Source organism: Acinetobacter sp. YH18001 (assembly GCF_013416975.1).
Classification (GTDB): Bacteria; Pseudomonadota; Gammaproteobacteria; order Pseudomonadales; family Moraxellaceae; genus Acinetobacter; species Acinetobacter pseudolwoffii.
Genome location: NZ_VPEU01000005.1, coordinates 50,909 through 72,033 on the forward strand (window position 1 = coordinate 50,909; position 21,125 = coordinate 72,033).

18 protein-coding genes are annotated in these 21,125 nt (G+C 42.6%); 9 read left to right on the forward strand and 9 right to left on the reverse strand.

Features of this window, described 5'->3' with window-relative positions; translation table 11 throughout:
- Positions 1–35: 35 nt before the first annotated feature.
- The 4 genes from zapE (at position 36) to FTV48_RS03190 (ending at position 6,040) form a co-directional block, all read left to right on the forward strand.
- The gene (gene zapE / locus FTV48_RS03175) at positions 36–1,181 is read left to right on the forward strand and encodes a cell division protein ZapE (protein WP_005097301.1); all 1,146 of its coding nucleotides are present in this window, start codon (positions 36–38) and stop codon (positions 1,179–1,181) included.
- Between the two features lie 371 nt (positions 1,182–1,552).
- Entirely contained in the window at positions 1,553–3,718 is a 2,166-nt protein-coding gene (locus tag FTV48_RS03180; RefSeq protein WP_179999374.1) for a malate synthase G, read from the forward strand.
- 127 nt (positions 3,719–3,845) lie between these two features.
- On the forward strand, positions 3,846–5,294 hold the full coding sequence (locus FTV48_RS03185; RefSeq protein ID WP_005097297.1) for an aldehyde dehydrogenase family protein: 1,449 nt from the start codon (positions 3,846–3,848) through the stop codon (positions 5,292–5,294).
- An 83-nt stretch (positions 5,295–5,377) separates the two neighbouring features.
- Positions 5,378–6,040, forward strand: coding sequence for an SOS response-associated peptidase family protein (locus tag FTV48_RS03190; RefSeq protein WP_005097295.1), 663 nt, complete (start codon positions 5,378–5,380; stop codon positions 6,038–6,040).
- A gap of 76 nt (positions 6,041–6,116) precedes the next feature.
- Here the strand turns inward: FTV48_RS03190 and FTV48_RS03195 are convergent, their stop codons facing one another.
- Positions 6,117–6,581, reverse strand: coding sequence for a MarR family winged helix-turn-helix transcriptional regulator (locus FTV48_RS03195; RefSeq protein ID WP_179999377.1), 465 nt, complete (start codon positions 6,579–6,581; stop codon positions 6,117–6,119).
- Positions 6,582–7,320: 739 nt separating this feature from the next.
- Between FTV48_RS03195 and FTV48_RS03200 the strand changes: the two genes are divergently transcribed.
- Positions 7,321–8,844 carry a TerC family protein gene (locus FTV48_RS03200; RefSeq protein ID WP_005097293.1) on the forward strand — a complete coding sequence of 508 codons (1,524 nt, stop codon included), beginning with the start codon at positions 7,321–7,323 and terminating at the stop codon, positions 8,842–8,844.
- A gap of 588 nt (positions 8,845–9,432) precedes the next feature.
- Here FTV48_RS03200 and thiM read toward each other — a convergent pair.
- The 3 genes from thiM to FTV48_RS03215 form a co-directional block, all read right to left on the reverse strand.
- Positions 9,433–10,281: a hydroxyethylthiazole kinase gene (thiM, locus tag FTV48_RS03205; protein WP_179999379.1), complete on the reverse strand. Its 849-nt coding sequence runs from the start codon at positions 10,279–10,281 to the stop codon at positions 9,433–9,435.
- Positions 10,282–10,313: 32 nt separating this feature from the next.
- Complete coding sequence (locus FTV48_RS03210) at positions 10,314–11,474, reverse strand: hypothetical protein (protein WP_179999381.1); 1,161 nt, start codon at positions 11,472–11,474, stop codon at positions 10,314–10,316.
- 160 nt (positions 11,475–11,634) lie between these two features.
- Positions 11,635–11,892: a hypothetical protein gene (locus tag FTV48_RS03215; protein WP_005097289.1), complete on the reverse strand. Its 258-nt coding sequence runs from the start codon at positions 11,890–11,892 to the stop codon at positions 11,635–11,637.
- A 357-nt stretch (positions 11,893–12,249) separates the two neighbouring features.
- On the opposite strand from FTV48_RS03215, the gene pepN reads away from it, so the two are divergent.
- Both pepN and FTV48_RS03225 read left to right on the forward strand, forming a co-directional pair.
- Positions 12,250–14,856, forward strand: coding sequence for an aminopeptidase N (pepN, locus tag FTV48_RS03220; RefSeq protein WP_179999383.1), 2,607 nt, complete (start codon positions 12,250–12,252; stop codon positions 14,854–14,856).
- 215 nt (positions 14,857–15,071) lie between these two features.
- A complete protein-coding gene (locus FTV48_RS03225) occupies positions 15,072–15,281 on the forward strand; it encodes a hypothetical protein (RefSeq protein WP_004278836.1) in 210 nt (69 codons plus the stop codon).
- Between the two features lie 34 nt (positions 15,282–15,315).
- On the opposite strand, the gene FTV48_RS03230 is transcribed toward FTV48_RS03225, so the two are convergent.
- Positions 15,316–15,762, reverse strand: a complete 447-nt coding sequence (locus FTV48_RS03230; RefSeq protein ID WP_005097283.1) for a universal stress protein — start codon at positions 15,760–15,762, stop codon at positions 15,316–15,318.
- 135 nt (positions 15,763–15,897) lie between these two features.
- Positions 15,898–16,341, reverse strand: a complete 444-nt coding sequence (locus FTV48_RS03235) for a universal stress protein (RefSeq protein WP_179999385.1) — start codon at positions 16,339–16,341, stop codon at positions 15,898–15,900.
- Positions 16,342–16,656: 315 nt separating this feature from the next.
- Here FTV48_RS03235 and FTV48_RS03240 point away from each other — a divergent pair, with 315 nt between their 5' ends.
- Both FTV48_RS03240 and FTV48_RS03245 read left to right on the forward strand, forming a co-directional pair.
- The gene (locus tag FTV48_RS03240; protein WP_218944654.1) at positions 16,657–17,607 is read left to right on the forward strand and encodes an alpha/beta hydrolase; all 951 of its coding nucleotides are present in this window, start codon (positions 16,657–16,659) and stop codon (positions 17,605–17,607) included.
- A gap of 84 nt (positions 17,608–17,691) precedes the next feature.
- Positions 17,692–18,051 (forward strand): multidrug efflux SMR transporter, encoded by a 360-nt coding sequence (locus tag FTV48_RS03245; RefSeq protein ID WP_100355361.1) that lies wholly within the window; start codon positions 17,692–17,694, stop codon positions 18,049–18,051.
- A gap of 46 nt (positions 18,052–18,097) precedes the next feature.
- Here the strand turns inward: FTV48_RS03245 and FTV48_RS03250 are convergent, their stop codons facing one another.
- From FTV48_RS03250 to tal, 3 genes are all read right to left on the reverse strand, one after another.
- Complete coding sequence (locus FTV48_RS03250; protein WP_179999387.1) at positions 18,098–19,273, reverse strand: benzoate/H(+) symporter BenE family transporter; 1,176 nt, start codon at positions 19,271–19,273, stop codon at positions 18,098–18,100.
- 75 nt (positions 19,274–19,348) lie between these two features.
- Complete coding sequence (gene leuE, locus FTV48_RS03255; RefSeq protein WP_100535288.1) at positions 19,349–20,005, reverse strand: leucine efflux protein LeuE; 657 nt, start codon at positions 20,003–20,005, stop codon at positions 19,349–19,351.
- Positions 20,006–20,078: 73 nt separating this feature from the next.
- Positions 20,079–21,056 carry a transaldolase gene (tal, locus tag FTV48_RS03260; protein ID WP_179999389.1) on the reverse strand — a complete coding sequence of 326 codons (978 nt, stop codon included), beginning with the start codon at positions 21,054–21,056 and terminating at the stop codon, positions 20,079–20,081.
- Positions 21,057–21,125 lie beyond the last annotated feature (69 nt).

Here is a 21,125-nt window from a genome sequence, read left to right on the forward strand (position 1 = left end):
TATAATTAAATTGATCCCAAATAGTACGAAACTCTATGTCCGATTTTAATTCACAGCACAGCACCGCCTTTAGTCCGATTTCTCCTGCAGAACGTTATGCACAAGCAATATCTTCGGGACAGTTTATGCCTGATGATGCACAGGCAATGGCAGTACATGAACTGAATCGTGTCTGGCTGGAATTGATTCAGCGTTTTAAGGCCTCGAAAAAAGCCTTTCGCCGTTTTCGCCGTCAGACTTCTCCCAATGGCGTGTATATGTGGGGTGGTGTGGGTCGTGGCAAAACCTGGTTAATGGATCAGTTTTATGATTCGATTCCATTTCGCCGTAAAACCCGGATGCATTTTCACCACTTTATGCAGCATGTGCATCGTGAATTAAATAAGCTCTCTGGGCAGCGTAATCCGCTGGATCTGGTCGCGGATCAGATTTATAAAGACGCGGTGATTATCTGTTTCGATGAGTTCTTTGTATCCAATGTCACCGATGCCATGATTCTGAGTGATCTGTTCCAGAAACTATTTGAACGCGGGATTACTTTGGTTGCAACTTCGAACATTGCCCCAGATGGTTTGTATAAAAACGGGATTCATCGTGACCGTTTCCTGCCGACGATTGAACTGGTCAAGAAAAACTGTGTGGTGTTAAACGTCGATGCCGGCGTCGATTACCGTTTACGCGTATTAAAACAGGCGCAGTTATTCAAATTCCCATTAACCCATGATCATAAAAACTGGATTGCGCAACGTTTCAGCGCTTTGACTCAGACGCAAACCTGCTCTGAAGAGCCGATTATCATCAATAACCGTATTGTGGAAACTGTGTCACATACCGAAGATGTATTGTGGTGCGAGTTTTCTGAGCTGTGTCTAAAACCACGTAGCCCGGCTGACTTTATTGAAATTGCCAATATTTATAATACGGTTTTAGTCAGTAATGTGCCGCACCTGACCGATTTCCTCAATGATGGGACGCGCCGTTTTATTTATCTGGTCGATGAGTTCTATGACCGTGGTGTCAAACTGTTATTGACCTCGGAAGATAATATTATTGATATTTACCAAGGTGAAAAACTGGTCTTTGAAATTGAACGGACGCGTTCACGTTTACTGGAAATGCAGTCGGATGAATATCTGAATTCTGAACATCGTCAGATTCAGAAAACTATCTCGAGTGAGTAGGAAGCAGAATAAAAGCGCTGGTCATTGACTGGCGCTTTTTTATAAAAATAAGCAGGTAATTGATCGACAACTAGGGCCAAACATGGCTTAATCTTGATCTAAATATGATCGTGTATAACTAGAATGCATAATTTTTACTCGAAAATCTGAACTTAAGTCTAATTTCTACATTTCGAAAACTTTATACACTGTCATTAGGGTATTTAGCAGAATGATATCTCAATGCGGCTGAGCGACGTCTGATATGTTTATGAGGGTACTCATATTATGAAAAATGCTCAGTATTTAGCAATTTGATAATACTATTCAGCTAGATTTTAATCGGTATACTAGAATCTCTTGTATAAAAAGTAGCAATATCAGGAAAGACAATGACTGCACGTATTCAAAAAGGCAAGTTAGCGATTGCTAAAGAACTTTACGATTTTATCGAAAATGAAGCACTACCAGGTTCTGGTTTAGACAGCGAAACATACTGGAAAAACTTTGAACAAGTCGTTGTTGATCTTAGCCCTAAAAATAAAGCACTTTTGGCTAAGCGTGATGACATTCAAGCGAAAATCGATGAATGGCACCGCAATAACACATTTGAATTACAAGCTTACAAAGCTTTCTTGACTGAAATTGGCTACTTGTTACCAGAAGTAGAAGATTTTCAAATCAGCACTGAAAATGTAGACGAAGAAATTGCAGTACTGGCAGGTCCACAGTTGGTGGTACCGGTACGTAATGCACGTTACTGCCTGAACGCTGCAAACGCACGTTGGGGTTCTTTGTATGATGCACTTTATGGTTTCGATGTCATCTCTGAAGAAGATGGCGCGGAAAAAGGCAAAGGCTATAACCCGAAACGTGGTGAAAAAGTTGTCGCATTTGCCAAGAATTTCCTCGACGAAACTTTCCCACTCGCACAAGGTTCGCATGCAGACGCAACTCAATACGCAGTTGAAGCTAATGCACTGGTTGTTACCCTAAAAGATGGTTCAAAAACAACTGTGGCAGATGCGGCTAAATTCGTTGGTTACAATGGCGAAGCTTCAGCACCAACTGAAATCGTATTTAAAAATAATGGCCTGCACGCTATTGTGCAAATTGATGCCAGCAGCCCGATTGGCCAAACTGATGCCGCTGGTGTAAAAGATGTAGTTCTTGAAGCTGCGGTTACGACCATTCAGGACTTGGAAGACTCGATTGCAGCTGTTGACGCTGAAGAGAAAGTAGAAGGCTACCGTAACTGGTTAGGCCTAATGAAAGGTACTTTAGAGGAGTCTATTGAGAAAAACGGTAAAACTGTTACCCGTAAACTGAATGAAGACCGTACTTTCAAAAATGTAGAAGGTGGTGAAACTAAAGTTCACGGCCGTTCATTGATGTTGCTACGTAATGTTGGTCATTTAATGACGAACCCTGCGATTCTGGTAGATGGCGCAGAAATCTATGAAGGCATCATGGATGCATTGATCACTCCATTGTTGTCTTTTGCCGACATCAAAGGTGAAAACACCATCAAGAACTCGCGTCAAGGTTCAATGTATATCGTTAAGCCGAAAATGCACGGTCCTGAAGAAGTGGCATTTGCCGTTGAATTGTTTGAACGTGCAGAACAGGCACTAGGCTTACCTGCAAAAACTTTAAAAATCGGGATTATGGATGAAGAACGCCGTACTTCTGTGAACTTGAAGAACTGTATTGCACAAGCCAAAGATCGTACCATCTTCATCAATACAGGTTTCATGGACCGTACCGGTGATGAAATCCATACCTTTATGGAAGCTGGTCCATTCGTTCGTAAAGGCGAAGTAAAAGGCCAAATCTGGTTCCCGGCTTATGAAAACCGTAACGTGATGATCGGTCTGCAAGCAGGTTTACGTGGCAAAGCACAAATCGGTAAAGGCATGTGGCCAAAGCCAGACATGCTGCTTGACATGTACAAAACCAAAACTGAACATCCTGAAGCAGGTGCGAGCTGTGCATGGGTTCCATCACCTACAGGTGCGGTGATTCACGCGATTCACTATCATCAAATTAATGTTGCAGACCGTCAGCAAGAACTATTGTCGACTCAGCCTTTATCTCTAGATGACTTGTTAACGCCACCATTAGCAACAGACACTAACTGGTCTGAAGAAGAGAAAACCAAAGAACTTGAAAATAACTGTCAGGGGATCTTGGGCTATGTAGTTCGCTGGGTAGACTTAGGTGTAGGTTGTTCTAAAGTACTCGACATCAACGATGTCGGTTTAATGGAAGACCGTGCGACTTTACGTATCTCTTCGCAGCACGTGGCGAACTGGTTGCGTCATGGTGTGGTAAGCCATGAGCAAGTAGAAGAAGTGATGCAGCGTATGGCGAAAATTGTAGATCAGCAAAATGCCAATGATCCGTTGTATACGCCAATGTCTGCAGACTTTGCCAACAATATTGCATTCCAGGCAGCGTCTGACCTGATCTTTAAAGGTGGTGAACAGCCATCAGGTTATACCGAGCCACTTTTACATGCAGCACGTTTAAAGTTAAAAGGTTATACAGGTGACTAATCCCGTCTAACTTAAAAAAGCCTCTTCGGAGGCTTTTTTATTGTCTAATGGTAAGCGGCTGTCTTTCTGACTAGAAATTTTTCAGCTGAACTCTTAAAGTGGAGCAAAGCTTGCGAGGAACAATAAAATGATGACGGTATATCAGGACTTAGACCAGCAGTTTATTCATGGTCAGTGGCAACATGGAACTTCAACCAAAATCATAAAAAATATCAATCCTTTTACCCAAACCGAAATTATGAGTCTTGCAGCTGCCAGCTCTGTCGATGTAGACAGTGCGTATACGGCAGCAGAACAGGCTTTTCAACAGGGTGTTTTGAATTCCATTGGAGTCCGTAAAACAGTATTGCAAAATTTAATTAATATTATTCAGCAGCGCCGTGCAGAAATCATTGACTGGCTGATTATTGAATCAGGCAGTACGCGCATTAAAGCCGGCCTTGAAATGGATGCTGCCTTGGGGATTATTCAGGAAAGTCTGGCATTTCCAGATCAGCTGAAAACTGAACAGCTCGAAAGCAAAGATCCAGTACGGAAAAGTTTGGTCTTGCGTAAACCTTTAGGCGTGATTGCAGTCATCAGTCCATGGAACTTTCCATTTCATCTGTCCTTGCGTTCAGTGGCGACAGCGATTGCCTGTGGTAATACGGTTGTCTTGAAACCAGCCAGTGATACGCCGGTGACTGGCGGTACATTAATCGGGAAATTATTTGAAGAAGCCGGTTTGCCTCCAGGTGCATTGAATATTGTTGCTGGTGCTGGCAGTGAAATCGGGGATTATTTTGTCGAGCATTCAGTACCAAAAATGATTTCATTTACCGGCTCGACTGAAGTGGGGAAAAGTGTCGGCAGTAAAGCTCTGGCCAGTTCCAGAATCAAACGTTTGGCACTGGAACTGGGCGGCAATGCACCCTTGGTGATTCTGGATGATGCCGACCTTGATCTGGCGGTTGAACTGACCTTGATGGGGCGTTTTATGCATCAGGGACAAATTTGCATGAGCACCAATCGGGTTGTTATCGATGCATCTATTCATGATGCTTATGTGGATAAGCTTCTGGATCGGGTCAAAATGATTCCAGTGGGCGATCCGAATCTGGAAGATACCATCATCGGGCCGATCATTAATCGGAGTCAGGTCAAAAAGCATCAACAGATCATTCAGACAGGCAGCGAGCAGGGCGCACAGCTGGTATATGAGGGCGGAATTGAAGGAAATCTGGTCTATCCGCATATTTTCATTAACGTCGCAGCCGATTCTGATTTAGCACAACAAGAAAGCTTCGGTCCGATTTTACCGATCTTAAAAGCACGTGATGAGGCCCATGCTTTAAATCTGGCCAATGCAACAGAGTTCGGTTTGTCCAGTGCAGTCTGTACATCAAATATCGAACGCGGCAGCGCTTTTGCGGCACAACTGGATATTGGCATGACCCATATTAACGGGATCAGTGTTGCAGATCAGTCTAATGCACCCTTTGGCGGCGAGAAAAACTCAGGACTCGGACGTTTTAATGGTCGCTGGATTTTTGAGGAGTTTACCCGGACACACTGGTTGACCATACCGAATTCATGATACTCAAATCTATATCAATATTACAGGTTTGGCTCAGACATCAGGTTATAATCGAGTGGTCGAATGATTTACATTAATCCGCCATGTGTGCCAACTTTAAACCTTTAAGCTTAGAACAATTGCATAATCTGGGGTTGCCCGAAATTCCCTTTGAATATCCGGAAGAGGTCTATCCCAATTATGCTACACCGCTGTTATTTCATTCAGCTCAAGGACTGGAATGGCGGTCGGTAAATTTTGGCCTGATTCCAAAATGGGCAGAAGATAAAAGTATAGCTACCAAGACCTATAACGCCAGAAATGAAACTTTATTGCAAAAGCCAACCTTTGCTGAAGCCACTGCCAAATGTCATTTTGGGGTCATTCCTGTTGCCGAGTTTTATGAGTCCAAATATTTTGACAATAAACCACAGCGTTGGGGTATAAGACGTCAAGATGGTCAGGCGACTTTTATTGCGGCAGTATATGAGATTACACGAGTACAAGGGGAAATTGTACGATCTGCCAGCATGATTACGATGGATGCCATTGACCATCCGATGATGAAAGAATTTCATGAGCCTGGAAATATCAAACGTTCGGTGATCGTAATTCCACATGAGCGACTACAAGAATGGCTGACACTGAGTCATCCGGATATTCGGAGTTTTGTACACGGCTTTCCGGAAGAAGAGTTTGAATGTTCACATGTCCCCAAAGAAAAAATCAAAAAAGCCAGCCCACAACTGAACTTTTTTGATTCTTAGAAAGCTCCGGTGAATTATTTATTATTGAAAGTATGCCAATTCGCCAGCGTCTATTTAAAAATAAAAAGTAGGGCTTTTAACGAGCCAGGTTTTTAAAAATATGACGTAAACTTTCCATGGTTTTTTCAATTTGCAAAGGCGTCAAGCCTTCAAATGACTGCTCTAGTACTATATTGGTCAGATCATTGATCTTATGTGTCATTTTCATGCCTTTTTCGGTCAAAAATACCCGGGTAATTCGTGCATCATCTTCACATGAATAAGTCTCAACCAGACCCTCATCTTTTAAGCGATAAACAATTTTAGTGGTGGTCGACATTTTAGATACGACCATCTCTGATAAGTCGGATACACTCGCACGCGGTTTGGATTTTAAGGCAAGAAGGATACGGCGGCGCGAATTGTCGACACCATATTTTTTAAGTGCGTGATCGACATTAAGTACATATTGAGCATGAACCTGAGTAACCCAATAATAGGGAAAGTTTTCTAAATTAAATTCTTCCGTACACGGTAAAAATTTTGCATATTTCTTAGTCATGAAATGTTCCTTGTATTTATTTTTCTAGGGCCCGTCCATTTTATGAAAAAGTTTATGCATGTTTCAACCTTTATTTTAAAAATGTTAAAGAGATTGCACTTTTTAGTTTTTCTTAATAGCCCCAGAAGTCGAGCAGTTCTGCATATGCGCTGATTCAGGACAGAGAATGGCCATTTTAAATCGGATGAAAGGCAATAATATTTTGTGTAAAATTAATACTTAATTGTATATTTCTGAGGCGGAATCATTTTCCGCAATCGTTTGTCATTCGACAGCATGATTCGCTTATCGGCCAAAATGCAATCACTCTGATTTTAATCAACCAGACAATTTTGCTGATGGATCCATGCAGTTATGTGGAGGAATTTCCCCATCAAAAATTTCAAGCTCTATTTTAACTGATTGCTTTTTTAATCGGTATATATTTGATGGCTGAATTTTTAGTTCACTTTAAAAGTGTTTGAGCTAATGAATGGTAATTACTGCATATTTTTAATTAAAGTAAAATAATTTGTGAAGAAAAAATTAAGTTTAATGCGTTTTATACACACTGATTAATGAAAAAAGTCTAAGGAAAATCATAATCATGTAATTTTTTTATAAATTAATACATTACAAAATACTCAGTTTATGCATAATGGAATGGTCTTAAGTTACATAGGTTAAATTTAATGGATCCCTCGCCGTGCGTTGATCTTCCATCTCTATTTCTAGCTTACTCGAACGGGGTAGTTCTCTAATGGAATTTTTATTAGATCCCGGAATTTGGGTAGGTTTAATTACTCTTATTATTCTTGAAATCGTTTTAGGTATTGATAACCTAGTCTTTATTGCCATTCTGGCTGAAAAACTTCCTCCTGAACAACGTGATAAAGCTCGTGTCATCGGTCTTTCACTCGCATTATTGATGCGTCTGGGCCTGTTGTTTGCCATTGCTTGGCTGGTCACTTTGACTCAGCCGTTGATCACCCTGTTTGACTGGACCTTCTCCGGTCGGGACTTGATCTTGTTATTTGGTGGCTTGTTCTTGGTGTATAAGGCCGTCACAGAGTTACATGAAAAGATAGAAGGTAAGCCTGAAGTCAAATTGACCACTAAGGTGGTTTATGCAAGTTTCACTGCTGTTGTTGCCCAAATTGTGGTTTTAGATGCTGTATTCTCTTTAGATTCAGTGATTACTGCAATTGGGATGGTCGACAATATTTACGTCATGATGGCTGCAATGATTGTTGCGATGGGTGTAATGCTACTGGCATCGAAACCATTGACCAGTTTTGTAAACCGTCATCCAACCGTGGTGATTCTGTGTCTAAGCTTCCTGCTTTTGATTGGTATCAGTCTGATTGCAGAAGGTTTTGGTTTCCACATTCCAAAAGGCTATATCTACTCGGGTATTGGTGTCGCGATCTTGATCGAAGCGTTCAACCAGTTCGGCCAGCGTAATGCAGCAAAGCATGAATCTAAGATTCCTTTGCGTCATCGTACGGCTGATTCTATTTTGAAGTTAATGGGCGGCAAGCTGGAAACCACTGATACTGACAAAAATGAAGCTCAAGAAGCCTTTGCAGATGAAGAACGTTACATGATTGGCGGGGTATTGACCCTTGCAGAGCGTTCAGTCGCTTCGATCATGACACCGCGCAGTCAGATTTCATGGGTCGATCTAGAGGATAGCCCGGAACAGATCCGTGAAAGAATTCTATCTGTTCCCCACAGCCTGTTTCCGGTATGTCGTGGCAGCCTGGATAAGGTGATTAGCATCGTACGTGCCAAGGAATTACTGGATGTGCTGGAAGAACCGGAAGAGTTAAAAGCCCTGATCAAACGCCATCGTCCAATTTATATCTTTGAAAAGATGAAAGTTATTGATGCGATCAATACTTTGCGTACCTCTAAAGGCTCTTTGGTCTTGGTGAGCGACGAGTTTGGTAATGTACAGGGTCTGATCTCACCACTAGATGTATTTGAAGCCATTGCCGGTGAGTTCCCGGATGCAGACGAACAACTTGATTTGGTCAGAATTGACGATTCTCACTGGATCGCTTCAGGTATGCTGGATCTGTATCAGCTTGAGCTTGAACTCGGCATGATTGATCTGATTGATGAAGATGCTGGTTATATCAGTGTTGCGGGTCTGATTTTGGATAAAACCAACAGTGTGGTCGAAGTCGGTACTGAATTGGATTATCAAGGTGTACAGTTCAAAGTCACTGAAATTGAAAGCAATCGTATCAAATCAGTTAGTATTCATTACGCGGCTTAAACGCTTGTTTTAAACACTTGCTTTGTTCAAATCTTGAAGGTCAGTTGCTCTAGTGGCAGCTGACTTTTTTTAATGCATCTTTTCTCAAATGTCCTTATTAAAAACAAAGTGAGGTCATTGTTCAGACAGATTTTTTATCATTCGATGCAGACTATCACTCAAGTTGGATATTGAGCTGAATGGCCTGATATTGCACTAGAGTTTTAAGTCTAATAGTCAGGTTCGTAATGCAGCATAAGCAGAATCACATACTGGATATTGATCAATAGAGCCTGTTAATTAAAGCTTAAAAGTAACATTCAAATCCTGCTGGATAATTAAATTATAATTCATATGATTTCAGTTGGATCATGCAAAAACAGATCAAACAAAATTTTGATCTCTTTGGCGGAAATCGGTAGATAAATTACATTAAGTTATATGAAGCCTGTTCAGTTAACCACCGATTATGCTCAAAATAGTTTCAGCGTAGGATTCAGAAACAACCTATCTCTTCAGAAATTAGTAGAAAATGTGAGCGATGTACAGCTAAAAGTGGGGTGTCAGGTCTATGCAAACCTGCAAACATCCCTTAAAGCTGTTAGCAAACTAAACTGCTCCCGGCAAAATTTGAAAGTTGGCGTATTGTCGGATGCTTTCAGTATTAAGTTGATGGACTTCATCCAAAAAAGCCACATTAAAACTGCCAAGCTGTGGCGCACGTTCAAAAGCCCGTTGACCTGCAATTGCAAAATGCACATGTGCAGCGAGTGCTGCGATTGCGGGAGAACTTACAGCACTATAGGCTGCAATCAGTGCACCAAGTGCACAACCGGTGGCCGTGACTCGCGGTTGTAAATATGATCCGCCTGATACTTGTATTACCGGATAATCTCTGGAAATGATGTAATCAGATTCACCGGAAATCGCGACACAGTCACAATGCGCCAATAAGCTTTGTGCCTGTAAATAAACATCGGCACTATTGATGGTACTGTCCACACCTTTGGATTCGATCCGCTTGCCAGCCAAAGCACCAATTTCAGAGGCATTGCCCCGTAAAATTGTCGGATGGGAATTGAGTAACTGATCTACCGTATTCGAGCGCCAATGCAGTACCGTTCCATAACCAACCGGATCCAGTACCCATGGTTTTTTCAGACGATGTGCCGTTTCCGCAGCAATGTGCATGGCCTGTACTTGTTCGGTGGTCGGTGTACCCAGATTGAGATTGATCGCAGCTGCAATTTTGGCAAAGCTTTCGGCCTCAAAAGGATTATCGATCATGGCGGGGGAAGCATTGGCAGCCAGCACCACATTGGCCACATAATTACTGGCCACGGCATTGGTCATGATATGCACCAATGGCTGATGTTGCTGTAACTTTAACCATGCCTCGCAGATTTGATCCAGAAGCGTGTGCTGTAGTGCTTGCGTAGAAGTATTCATAATGATCATCTGTCAAAAAGGAATCTAAGTCGTATCTTCGCTCAGCGGGTAAAATAATGGTCCTGATGCTTACAGCTACGGCAGAACAGGCTGACATAGTCACTGGCATCATAATCCACCGAAAGCTCCTGTGAACCGCAGTGCATACAACGTTTCTGCGAATAAAATTTCAGGCGCGGTTCAATTTTATGCCATGAGCGCCAGACCGGCTGAAAGAAAATATTCTCATCGTAACCCAGGAAGCGATAAAACAGGATTTCACTCATCTTGCTGAAGGCCAGTTGTGGCGGGCGTGGCAGGGTGGAGGTTTCCCATTTTTCCGTGACAGAACGTTCCCGATACTGTTGTAAGGTTTTTTTCAGCAGATTGGTATTAATAAAATTTTCATTGCGTGTTTTAAGCGCTTTTTGCTTATATAGATATTCCAGTGCGGTCTGTACCAGATAATAAATCTGTCCCACTGCCAAGACATCTAAAAGGCGATAGCAAAAGGTCTGAAAGCTCTGATTTCCGGCAATCTGCACATTCCAGCTACGACAGTAAAATTGCACAAACTGAATGATCTCCTCATATAGCAGACAATACAGGGCATCTTTGACTTCATCTGCACTTTTAAAGGGCACACCTTGACTCAGGTTCTGATAAAACCAGTTGCGTAGTTGCTGGGTAATGCTGAACAGGCTCGGTTCAGAATAGCCATCCAGACGTACATTAATATAATAGTGCTGATTTTCCTGTTGCACATCTTTGGGAATTAAAATCTGTTCTCTGAGCATATTTTTGATCAGACCATGTTGAAACAGATAGTTCGGACTGATGGAAAAATAGCGAATATGATGCCAGTCGATATATTCGCGGTGCTGGCTATATTCCTGTACTTGTTCATCTAAAATCGAAAGTAAAAACAGTTTATTGATAAAACTGAGCTGATTGAGCTCAGGAACCGGCCGGTCCTGTTTTTTATGATAGAGACGATTTTCCTGTAAACGGACTTCCTTGAGCATGCGTTTACGCTGGGCCAGACACTGTGCGCAATAACAATTATTTTTTTGATCTGGATGAAGCTGATGTTGGCAATGGCTGCATTCATGGTAACTCATCTCCTGATCATACTGTTCCGCCTCAATCCAATACATCGATGCCTTACATAGCGGGCAGTGGGTGCTTTCATCAAGCTGTTTTTGCAGAACACTGAATACCATGGGCGCGAGCAACTTTAGAATGGACGGGCATTTGATTATACACCGCTGATGCGAGGCAAATGTAGTTGACTGATGCTATTTTACGTCAGCAAAAAATACACGCGCACATGAAAAGAGCTACCGAAGTAGCTCTGATCTTAAAAACATGAAATGACGGGTTTTAGACTGGGCATGGTAAGGTTTCGTCTTGTTGTCCGCGATGTTTGGCGTGAATTAAGGCTTGAACTTTTTTAGATGGAACTTTCTTGGTACCGAGGGCATCGTAGCTGTTGAGAATGGCAGTCACTTCATGTGCCTGAAGAGGAATACCTTCACAGCTCATCAAGAGTGCAATGACTTTATGGTCAATATTGGCCTGATCCAGTGTTTGCAGGGTTTTGATATTTTCCATTCGTACAATATGTTTTTTTAAGTACATGGCTCACCTCATGGTTATCATTATTCTTTAATTTTAAGGGCGGGGAAATACAGCTTAACTCTAGCAAGAAGTGTGCTTATTTTTTAATCTGTATTTGTGAAGTGTAATTTGGATATCAATATATATCTTTAAATCAAATGTTTATAATAATGTAAGAAATTATGATTCTGGCTGTTTATTTGGCATAGATATTTCTTAAGCTTAATCGAATGCTGCACAATTAGGCAAAATGCATTGAAAGTGGTGCGTACAATGCCCATATTAGAGCGAACAATACAAATGCACAGACAGCGTTTAAAACTTGGCGTATGATTTTGACATGAACAATGTCGAATAAGATAAAGATTAGGACAGGACATGAATATTGCGGCAAACCCGGTGATCGAAGCGGATCAAACCATTTATTTAAAAGACTACCAAAAACCCTCCTTTATCGTCGATTCTATCGAGCTGAATATTCAGGTCTATGCGGATCATACGCTGGTCAGCAGCAAACTGCAGATGCAGCGTCAAACTGCCGGTGATCTGGTCTTGCTCGGACGAGATCTGGAACTGCAATCGATTCAGTTAAATGGTCAAATACTCAATGCCAGTGACTACAGTCTGGATGCTGAGCAACTGCTGATTGCCAATGCACCTGATCAGGTATTGCTTGAAATCGTGGTGAAAATTCATCCGGAAAGCAATACTATGCTGGAAGGTCTGTATCAGGCCAGTTCAGATCTGTTTGTAACCCAAAATGAGCCAGAAGGTTTCCGTAAAATTACCTTCTATCCAGACCGTCCGGATGTGTTGTCGGTCTTTACCACACGTGTCGAAGCAGACAAGAAATATCCTGTTTTACTCGCCAATGGTAACCTGCTGGAAACCGGTGAAGTCGATGCCAACCGTCATTACGCCATCTGGCAGGACCCGACCAAAAAGCCAAGTTATCTCTTTGCCTGCGTAATTGGTGATCTGGCGGTGATGAAAGATTCCTATGTTACGTCAGAAGGCCGCAATGTGGCACTGGAAATCTATGCAGAAGAAAAAGATATTCCAAAATGCAAGATTGCCATGGAAGCGCTAAAACATTCCATGCGTTGGGATGAAGAGCATTATGGCCTGCCATATGACCTCGACAATTACATGATCGTGGCGACCAGTGCATTTAATATGGGTGCCATGGAAAACAAAGGGCTGAATATCTTCAATACCTCATGTGTGCTCGCCGATGAAGAATTTACCACTGATGCTGCGATCATGCGGGTACAGTCGGTGATTGCCCATGAATATTTTCATAACTGGACTGGTAACCGGATTACCTGCCGTGACTGGTTCCAGCTCTGCTTGAAAGAAGGCTTGACCGTGTTCCGTGACCAGTCTTTCTCGGAAGATTTACAGTCGGCTGCGGTACAACGTATTGATGATGTAGCAGTTCTGAAAGCACATCAGTTCCCGGAAGATTCAGGGCCGCTATCACATCCGCCGCGTCCAGATCATTTTGTAGAAATTAACAACTTCTATACTGCCACTGTTTATGAAAAAGGGGCTGAAATTAACCGCATGATGGCGACCTTGCTCGGTAAGGAAAAATTCCGTCAAGGAACCGATGAATATTTCCGCCGTCATGATGGTCAAGCAGTAACAGTTGAGGATTGGGTGGCTGCACTGACAGCAGGTTCAGGTGTGGAGCTTTCAAACTTCCTGACCTGGTACAATCAGCCGGGTACACCTAAACTTCAAGCAAAAGCTGAATATGATGTAGAGACACAAATCTATCGCCTCAGCTTGAAACAAAGCCTGAAAACCCATGCTAAATATCCAAATCTGAAAGCCGTACCCATTCCAGTCGCTTTGGCATTGTTTGATGCTGAAAGCGGTGAGCAGTTAACGCTGAACTCTGAGGCACTCTTTGAAAATGGCGTCAAAGATGGGGTATATCTGTTTGATCAGGATGAAGCCACGATCGAATTTAGCGGTGTGACAGCAAAACCGGTAGTGTCCTTGCTGCGTAATTTCTCTGCACCAGTGAATCTGGACTTTGACTATTCAGAAAAAGAACTGGCTTTCCTGTTGCAATATGAAACGAATGGTTTTAACCAGTGGCAAGCAACTCAAACTTTACTCGAGCGTATCTTGCTGGATGATCAGCCTGCAGAAATTTATATCGAGGCCATGCTTAATACCTTGCCGGATGTGATTGAGAAAGATCCGCTGTTGGCATCACGTTTGTTTGATGTACCGTCGGAAGGTTATTTAGGTAGCCGTATTGATCAGGATTATAATCCGGTCATGATTCAGGAAAAGCGTGAGGCTTTGCTGCATACTTTGGCACGTGCCTTTGGTGAAACAGCGAAAGAAACTTATCTCAATCTGGATCCTGATCTGCAATCTGAATTCTCGCAAGCGATGGGTGTGCGTGCTTTAAGAAATATCATGCTCACGATGATGGCTCGTCAGGGAGATGCATTTGCCTTTGATTTAGCCTATGAGCAATATCACACGGGGAATATGTCTGAACGTTTGGGTGCACTGAAAGTCTTGGTCTGGAATGATGCACCACAAGCACAAGAAGCTCTAGCCGATTTCTACAGCCGCTTTGAAGATGAAGCCTTGTCTTTAGACCAATGGTTTATGGTTCAGGCAGCCCATCCAAAAGCAACGGACGAAACCATTGCGTATCTGACCCAGCATCCAGATTATGATCTGGCGGTGCCTAACCGTATTCGTGCAGTCAGTGGTGGTTTGAATGCCAACCCAGTCAATACCTGGAGCTTTGGCGTACAGCATTTTATTGGTCTGGCGAAATATCTGGACGAGAAAAACCCGATTGTAGGCTCACGTTTGCTACAGGTATTGTCACGCTGGTATACCTTGGCAGAACCGCAACGCAGTGAAGTGAAAGCACAGCTTGAAACCTTAAAACCACTGGTTAAATCTAAAAACGTGTCTGAGACACTCAATAGTATGCTCAGCGTATAACATCAATATTCATAAAAAACCGGATCGACCTGATCCGGTTTTTTATTTCCTGTTTATTTCAAACGCTGGCTTTAAATACAGTTGAATTTCTCTAAAGGCTTAGGTAAGTACCAAAGGGTGTTACAGTATGATTATACGGAAAAGAGTATTTATTTATTAAGCTGTAAGCTAGGTAAAGGGATCTACAGATTCGCTTACTAGAGGTTGTCCAAGATATGTTAGTGAAAATTGAAGATGGTTTTTATTTAAATAGCCAGCATATTATTGCCGTACATGTCAGCAAGAATCCTGAAAATGGCTTACTTGAAATCTCCATTCAATATACGCCGCATTCCATTCAGCAGGTCGGGGAATACAAGAAAGTATTTCAAAGCCAGCTTGATGCAGAAATCTTCTTGAGTGAGCTGAATCAAAAGCTTCGCTAAAAGCCTGCTCAGCTCAGGCTTTCATCAATACCTGTTATTGTCTGACCACCAGTACTGGAATATCAGAAAGTGCCAGCACATTTTGCGCCACACTGCCCAGCATGAGTTTTTGCAAACCTTTACGGCCATGTGAACCCATAATAATGACATCAGTCGGTGATTCATTTGCAGCCTGTAAGATTCCTTCTGAAGGTGCCATACCATGCAGGATTTTTGTCGTGACCTGTATGCCTTCACGAACAAAGCTCTGTTTCAGGTCATTTAAGCGATCAAGCGCATTTTGTTCTGCATGCATAAAGTAATCTGTGACTGCTGGAGCAACTTTATAAAAATCTACGCCCTTAAAAGGGTCAACCGCAATGACACTGAGTAAGGTGACATGGCTATGAAATACTTTGGCCAGTTCGAGGGCATGTTCTGCGGCAGCATAGGAAATCGAGGACTCATCGAGTGCTACGAGAAGATGATCATAATTATTCATGGTGCTTCCTGATATTTATTATTGCAGTAAGGAGAATAGGGTTTGGGTGGGTGAATCTCCATAACGTACGGTTTGGTTTGAAATCAAATATAGAAAACTGGGTAATGCGCACCTTGAAGATGCGCAAAGCTTTGATTATTTTTTCACGATCAGAACCGGAGTTTCACTGGCACCTAAAACATCCTGTGCAAAGCTGCCCAGAATCATTTTCTGGAAGCCTTTACGGCCATGAGAACCCATAACAATCAGATCTGCTTTTACTTCATCAGCAGTTTTGGCAATGTGTTCGGCATTGACCAGACCTGTGACGATCCGTGACTGAGCTTCAATACCTTCAGTCGCTGCAATCGCAGTGGCTTCTTTCAGGGCATTTTTGGCATTGGCATGCGCCTGTACAAAATATTCCTTCATGATAGATGAGCTGTAATAGAAATCAGCTTCAGTAAAAGGATCTTCTGCAATCAGGCTGATCAGGGAAAGCTGGCCACCAAATGCTTTGGCAATTTTTGCAGCATGTCGTACTGCGGAAAAAGAAATTTCTGAGCCGTCTACCGGAACTAAAATATGCTGATAGGCCATGATTTTTTTACTCCAAATGTTTATTGTTCGCTTCTGATTCATTGATAGCACAGTGACTCTACAGGTGCAATTGCAAAACCTAAAAAAATGAAAAAACTCATTAAATTACAACTATTATTCACATAAAACTGTAAAGAAATGGGCAAATAAATCCGAGCAAAAAACTGGGGATTTTCACCTCTGCTGCCAGAACGAACTGGATTAAGTTTTTGGTTTTTGAGCATTTCAGTTAAACTGCCTGCGCTTGATTTTTATCAATATAGGGAAATTGAAATTGTGAGATATATCGCGGTAAATCTTGTGCTGGTCAGCTCGATGATGTTAGCGGGCTGTCAGAATACCGTACAAAATAGCAGGCTAATTGCCAGTGCCTTCAATATGACCACGGGCCTACAACAAAAAGTGATGGATCGTTATGCTCCTGAAACTGTTCGGGTACAGAACAATATCGTGTACCAGCCGCTACAGGATTTAAGCTTCGATCTATATCAACCGCAGAATATTCAGAATCTAGGCCCGAGACCGACCATTGTCTGGATTCATGGCGGTGGCTGGATTTCAGGTTCCAAGGCACATGCCCGCGGCTATTTTAAGCTATTGGCGGCGCAAGGCTATAACGTGATTTCTGTACAATATCAGTTTGCGCCGCAGGTGACTTATCCGAGTCAACTTCAGCAAATTAATCAGGCGTTGGCATTTATCAACACGCATGCCGAGAACTACTACATTGATGCAGCACAACTGTATTTAGCCGGAGATTCTGCCGGTGCCAATCTGGCCAGTCATTATGCCGCATTGTTGACCAATCCAGAGTTTTCACAACAATCCAATTTCAGTCCAAATATTCAGCCAATGCAGCTCAAAGGCTTGATTTTGCATTGTGGTATTTACGATCTACAGGCCTTTGTGCAAAAAGCACCGGATGAAATCAAAATGGTCGAATGGGGCGTTTATAATCTGGTACAGGCTTATACGGGCGACCAGAAAGATGATGTCGAATTTTTAAAGCAGATTTCCCCGATCCAGCATATTTCAAATGCTTATCCGCCGGTGTTCATCAGTGGCGGTAATAAAGACTTTCTGACCGATACTCAGTCCTTACCTTTTGTAGAGACACTCAAGGCCCGGAATATTGCAGTGACCGAGGTATTTTATCCGGAATCTAAGGCCTGGCTGATTCATGAATACCAGTTTTTTATGGGCAAAAAAGAGAGTCAGCAAACCTTTATTCGCACCCTTGATTTTCTGCACCAGCATTCATTGTAAAATAAGCATTATTTAAAGTTTAATTTTCTATTTTAATTGGCTTGTTATTCAAAGCATGAACACTGAAATTTTGGAGATGGAAAAATGAATCCTGTATCGTGGGCCTACCTGTTACTGGCACTGGCGATTGTCGCCGAAGTCACAGGCTCTACATTTTTAGTAAAATCTGAAGGCTTTAGCAAATTATGGCCGTCTTTGGCAGTCGTGGTTTTATTCTGTATTGCATTTTATTTATTGTCGCAAGTGATTAAAGTCATTCCATTGGGAATCGCTTATGCCATCTGGGCCGGTGTGGGAATTGTTCTGACTGCAATTGTGGGTTATGTACTTTTCAAGCAGACGCTCGATGTGCCTGCACTTATTGGCATTGCACTGATTATTTCCGGTGTACTCGTCATCAACCTTTTTCCCAGACCGCAGGACATTCATAAAAGGCAGACATGATCGCTGCCCTTATTTGTCATTTTATTCTAATGATCAGTCATCAATTTTAAGTGACTTGAGGCTTGAGCTTAAATAGAAAATGAACCATTAATCCCAGTAATAGGCCCCAAAAGGCTGAACCAATCCCGAAAAACTGAATATTGGATGCGCTGAATAAAAAGGTCATCAGTGCCGCTTCACGTTCATGGCTTTGCTGAAAAGCCAGCGCGATGTTATGCCCAATGGTGCCGAATAAGGCAATTCCGGCCAGAATAGTAATCAGGATTGCTGGAAATGCCATCAGGACACTGGTCAAGGTCGCTGCAAATAGTCCCATCAAAATATAAAACAGCCCACAACTCATGCCTGCAATATAGCGTTTCTGTGGGTCGGGATGAGCTTGAGTATCCAGACTCACTGCCGCACTGATCGCAGCAAGATTGACACTAAAGCAGCCAAAAGGTGCCAGTATCGCCTGACTTATACCGGTCCAGCCTAAAATACCGTTTACCTTGGGTGGATAGCCATAGCTTTTAATTACTGCCAGTCCGGGTAGATATTGCGAAGCCAGATTGATCACCAACAGTGGTAAAGCCAGCCCTAGAACAGCTTGTAGACTAAATTCAGGTTGGATCCAGACCGGCTGGGCCATACTCCAGTTTAAACTCGGGATTGTAAAATCGATAAAGAAAGGGCAGAGCGCAATTGCGGTAAATACGGTAATCACGATGCTATAGCGTGTGCTGATTTTTTTTGAGATCAGATAAATGGCCAGGACACTGAGTACAAATTTCCAGGACTGTTGCAGGCTACCAAATACTGAAATACCAAATTTTAGCAATACTCCAGCCAGCATGGCACTGGTTAAACTTTGTGGAATAAAATGAAAAATACGCTCAAAAATTCCGAAGAATCCCAGCGCAGCAGTCAACAGTCCACAAATCAGAAACGCACCAATCGCTTCACCGAGGCTGTAATGACCCGCAGACGCAATGATCAAAGCTAGTCCCGCCGTTGACCAGGCAGTAGAAACAGGATACTGATATTTCCAGGACAGCCACACACCAGAGATACCTATGCCGATTCCCAGTGCCCATAACCAGGAACTGATTTGTGCCGCATTGGCGCCTAAGCTTTGTGCAGCTTCAATCACCAGTACAGCAGAAACACTAATGCCAATCAGGCAGGTAATCAGGCCGGCAATGACCGCAGTAAGAGACAGATCTTGTAATAGTTTTGGCATCGTCCATGACACAATTTTAAAAAGCGTTTAAATCATACGCTTTTCACGTATTTAGACAATATCTGTTTCAAGCTTTTATAAGGTAGAGCTGGCTAGCTTCATCCCAAAACCACAGAATAAAATGCCGACTATGGCCACACAACTGGCTGTCAGTTTGTAATGCTGGTTGAAATAGGAGGCCAGTTTTACCCCTGAGAAAATCAGAATGGACAGATAGGTCATGCTAATCAATTGCAAGATCAAAGCCAACAGAATGAAAGTCAATGCCGGATAAGGATAGCGAGGATCGACAAATTGCACAAAAAATGACAGGTAAAACAGAATCGCTTTTGGATTTAAAATACTGATGGTCAATGCAGTACGAAATGGCTGAATAGACGAAGCTTTAGCATCAGCCGCATTCATCTGCGGAATGGTCACTTTTTCTGTTGGACGAATGGTTTTATAGGCGGCACTTAATAGCTTCATCCCCAGATAACTCAGGTAGATGGCGCCGATAATCTTCAAAGTAATAAACAGGATTGGAAAAGCATGCAATAAAGATGCAGCCCCCAAAGCAGTACATACAATCAGAATCATGTCACCGGTATACACTCCCAGAGCACCTAAATAACCTGTCTTGATACCAAAACGTGAGGCAATGGACATGACATAAAGGGAATTGGGGCCAGGCAAGAGCACAATTAAGGTGGTGCCAATGATAAAGGTACTGAGATCTGTAATACCAAACACGAAGAATTCGCACAAGAAAAAGCCGATGCGGCATTATAGCAACATCGGCTGGTAAAATTTCTAAGATTTTAGCTTAACTTTCAACGGGATTGAGAAAGGTTTGGCCTAATAGCGCAGCCAGTTGCTCACGCGCTTTGATAAAACCCTGAATACCGCCTTGTAACAGTTCACTGGCCATTTGATCCTGCTTCAGCTGTTCCAGAAATGCTGCCTGACTGATCGGACTCAGTTCACCCTGCACAATAATAGCTGTCGCTGAAAGTTGCGGCTGAACTTCACGTTGATCATGGTTCAGTTCTGCCAGTAGATTTGGTGCAACGGTAAGAAGGTCACAACCGCTCAAGCCCAAGACCTGATCGATACTGCGGAAGCTGGCGCCCATAATTTCGGTTTGAATGCCATGGGCTTTATAAAACTCATAAATACTTTTAACCGATAACACGCCAGGATCTTTTTCGATTGGATAAGCATCCACACCTTCAGCCTTCTTGTACCAGTCCAGAATCCGGCCAACAAAAGGTGAAATTAAAGTAACTTTGGCATCAGCGCAGGCATGGGCCTGATGCTGGCCAAATAACAGGGTCAGGTTGGTATGAATGCCTTCTTCTTCTAAGGTTCTTGCGGCCTGAATGCCTTCCCAGGTTGATGCAATCTTGATCAGGATGCGGTCGGAGTCAATCCCATACTGCGCATATAGTGCCAGTAACTCTTTGGCTTTTGCGATGGTGGCAGCAGTATCAAAAGACAGGGAAGCATCGACTTCAGTCGAAACACGCCCTTCAATTAATTTCAAGATTTCAACGCCGAATTTGACGGTCAAAATATCAATGGTACGTTCAATTAGGGCATCATCCGCATAGCCTTCCTGCTGCGCCTGCTGATAGGCCGCTTCAATCAGGGCCTTGTTCTCAACTTGACTGGCCGCTGCTGTAATCAGTGATGGATTGGTGGTTGCATCCAGAGGACGAAATTTTTCAATTGCGCTCAAGTCACTGCTATCCGCCACAATTGTGGTCAAGTTTTTTAATTGGTCTAATGCGGTTAATGTCATTACGATCTAGTTCTATGGTTATTGCTTATGCATACTTTTATATCATAAACCCTGTATTTACCAAGTAGA